Source organism: Mesorhizobium sp. M7A.F.Ca.ET.027.02.1.1 (assembly GCF_004022985.1).
In the GTDB taxonomy this organism is placed as follows: domain Bacteria; phylum Pseudomonadota; class Alphaproteobacteria; order Rhizobiales; family Rhizobiaceae; genus Mesorhizobium.
The window spans coordinates 1-2,719 of the sequence record NZ_RZOL01000589.1; the positions used below are offsets into that span (position 1 = coordinate 1).

Genomic DNA, 2,719 nt, shown 5'->3' on the forward strand with positions numbered 1-2,719 from the left:
CCAGCGTCCGCTAGAACAGAGCTCAAGCGCGCCGCGTAAATGCGAGGCGCTTCAGGAGAAACCCGGTCGAGTCCCCACCCTCCCCGTCCCCAACGACCGGGTGAAAGGAGCCGGCCCCGTCCCCGGGCCGGCTCCGCCATTTCTGGCGGAGAATCGAAAACCAATCAGCCTGCGGTAGGCTGAAGATCCCAATCTCATTCAGTCGAATCGTCCCGCCTTCCCACGCCCGGAAGATCGAGGCACTATAGGCCGTCAGTTTCGCCTTCTGGATCACGGCCATGTTGGAAATCCCGGAAGATCGATGCGAGCGCCATCGCCTGTTCAACGTTATCGACGATGCCTTCAAGGCCGGCGACTTCGAGGGCCTCGGCGTGGCGTTGGGCGGCTCTTCCCGCTGGTTCGACGAGCGCATGCCGTTCGAGCTCGGCCTCGGGCATCCGCTGGAATATGCGATCTATTGGAGCCCCGTCGGCTTCATCTCGTCTTTGCTGGATGCCGGCTCGAATCCAAACTATCAGGATCACGGCGGGTTTCCGTCCATCATTGCAGCGCTGTCCACCGACCGCGCCGACCGGCTGGACATCGTGCGGGTGTTGATCGACGGCGGTGCCGACCCCAACATGCGGGGCGTCAACGACTGGACTCCGCTGCACTATTCGGTGGCCATCCGCAGTGTCGATGCGATCGGCCTGCTTTTGGCGGCGGGCGCCGACCCGGTGCTCGAAACCCGCATCGATGACTACAGGAACGTGATCGAGGAAGCCGAGATTGCCGGCTTTGAAGGCGGTGCTTCCTTGCTGCGCGATGCGATGGCCGGGCGCAACTGACGGACAGTGAGTTGGGGCGCTACGAAACCACCGCCAGCAATGCCAGGCTGACCTCAAACCTTCTTCAACCCCGCCTTGAAGCGCTTGCCGTTGGCGACATAGTGCGCCGCCGAACCGCGCAACCTTGCAACGGCCGCGTCGTCCAGCACCCTGATCGCCTTGGCAGGTGAACCGACGATCAGCGAATTGTCCGGAAATTCCTTGCCTTCGGTGACCAGCGCACCGGCGCCGACCAGGCAATTCCTGCCGATTTTCGCGCCGTTCAGCACGATGGCACCCATGCCGATCAGGCTGTTGTCGCCGATCGTGCAGCCATGCAGCAAGGCGCGGTGGCCGATCGTGCAGCCTTCCCCGATCGTCAGCGGGAAACCGGGATCGGTGTGCATCACCGTATGTTCCTGCACATTGGTGTCGGCACCGATGACGATGGGCTCATTGTCGCCGCGGATGACGGCGCCGAACCAGAAGCCGGCATTGCGTCCGACCCTGACGTCGCCGATCAGCGTCGCATCGGGCGCGATCCAGTTCGAATCCGCATCGGCGAAGCTGGGCTCTGTTCCATCGATCGCATAAAGCGGCATTTCTGGTCTCCGAATCGTCTCAGCCTGGCAGCTCGGACCCTAGGAGACGGACCGTCCATGAGGCAATGGCAAGCACGACGACGCCCAGCGCCAAGGTCCACGCAATTGCCGTGCAGCCGCAGGACATCAGCGCCAACGTTGAAATGCGGCGCTGACGCCGGGCATCGATGGCATCATTGACCAGCATGAAGGGTCCGGCACAGGCCGTGGCGAGCAGCGAGCGCAAGACATGTGACGGCGACACATAGGGTTCGGTGAAGGCGACCTTGCGGCCCGACACCAGTTCCATAGCCGATCCGGCCAGCCCGCAGGCCGTCAACCCGACGGCAAAAGCAAAGAGTGTGAGTTCCAGCGGTCCCATCTTAACTTTCCATTTACCATGAAATTGCACAGTCGTTCCACGCAGGCTGCAAGAGCCGTGCCGTACGATGTGTGCCGCCCAGGGACACTGGAGGCGGACGGACGGCCCGAGATCCGAGGACTGAGATGAAGCAGGCAGCGCTCGCCAACGAACTCACTGTGGTCGATTCTAGGCTGATGAAGCGGGTGCTCTACGGATTCGCGGCGCTGGCCCTGCTTTCAGCAGCGATCAGCCTTGCAGGCAAATGGTTTGGCCATTCGATCGCCATGGCCGGATACACCGACGACGCAACGATGCACCAGGTGGTGATCGGCAACAATGTCATCACGGTCCCGACCAACGCCATCCGTTTCGCCCAGGCCCGGCGCGACGGCATCGCCTCGCGGCTCGACCTCTATCTGCGCTATCCCCAGATGGACGGCTACAGCGAGGCCGCGCGGGATGATTTCAACCATACGGGAACAGCCAAAAGCATCGTCTTCCTGTCCTTCGAACAGCAGATGATGTCGCGTGACATGAGTGGCCGCTTCGCGCCGATCTACAGCGCGTTGATCACCCAACCCGGCATTGTCGGGCCTGGCGGCACGATGATTTATGGTTTCAACGAGAAATCAGGCTATCTGAACGAGGTGCTGGTTGTCGGCAATCGCCCCGGCAAGGAGCCGTTCGTGGCCCGTTGCCTGAGCGGACCGAGTGCCGACCAATCGCTGGCGCCTTGCGAGCGCGACATCCAGGTCGGCGACGAACTCAGCCTCACCTATCGCTTCCCAAGGGAGTTTCTGGGCAATTGGCAGGCGCTCGACGCGGCAATCGCCACCGAAGCGGGGCGCGTTCTGAAGGCGGGACATTAAGAAAGCCTCGGAAACTCCGGCCGGCCGCATTCGAGGCGGAGCCGGCCGAGCGCAAAATCGCTGGCTCAGGCCAGATCGATGTCGAGGATCGCCATCGAG

4 protein-coding genes are annotated in these 2,719 nt (G+C 62.4%); 2 read left to right on the plus strand and 2 right to left on the minus strand.

All coding sequences use genetic code 11. The annotated features are described in order from the left end of the window. Nucleotides 1–278 precede the first annotated feature (278 nt). Nucleotides 279–827, plus strand: a complete 549-nt coding sequence (locus EN749_RS33835; RefSeq protein ID WP_128364808.1) for an ankyrin repeat domain-containing protein — start codon at nucleotides 279–281, stop codon at nucleotides 825–827. A 53-nt stretch (nucleotides 828–880) separates the two neighbouring features. Here the strand turns inward: EN749_RS33835 and EN749_RS33840 are convergent, their stop codons facing one another. After that, nucleotides 881–1,408 carry a gamma carbonic anhydrase family protein gene (locus EN749_RS33840; RefSeq protein ID WP_027160406.1) on the minus strand — a complete coding sequence of 176 codons (528 nt, stop codon included), beginning with the start codon at nucleotides 1,406–1,408 and terminating at the stop codon, nucleotides 881–883. A gap of 19 nt (nucleotides 1,409–1,427) precedes the next feature. Beyond that, on the minus strand, nucleotides 1,428–1,769 hold the full coding sequence (locus EN749_RS33845) for a hypothetical protein (protein ID WP_127291442.1): 342 nt from the start codon (nucleotides 1,767–1,769) through the stop codon (nucleotides 1,428–1,430). Between the two features lie 125 nt (nucleotides 1,770–1,894). Here EN749_RS33845 and EN749_RS33850 point away from each other — a divergent pair, with 125 nt between their 5' ends. Then, entirely contained in the window at nucleotides 1,895–2,620 is a 726-nt protein-coding gene (locus EN749_RS33850; protein ID WP_128364809.1) for a hypothetical protein, read from the plus strand. Nucleotides 2,621–2,719: the final 99 nt, after the last annotated feature.

Bases quoted from the DNA above. Each gene is read 5' to 3' on its own strand.
- EN749_RS33845 (WP_127291442.1), bottom strand. From the start codon at position 1,769: ATGGGACCGCTGGAACTCACACTCTTTGCTTTTGCCGTCGGGTTGACG.
- EN749_RS33840 (WP_027160406.1), bottom strand. From the start codon at position 1,408: ATGCCGCTTTATGCGATCGATGGAACAGAGCCCAGCTTCGCCGATGCG.
- EN749_RS33835 (WP_128364808.1), top strand. From the start codon at position 279: ATGTTGGAAATCCCGGAAGATCGATGCGAGCGCCATCGCCTGTTCAAC.
- EN749_RS33850 (WP_128364809.1), top strand. From the start codon at position 1,895: ATGAAGCAGGCAGCGCTCGCCAACGAACTCACTGTGGTCGATTCTAGG.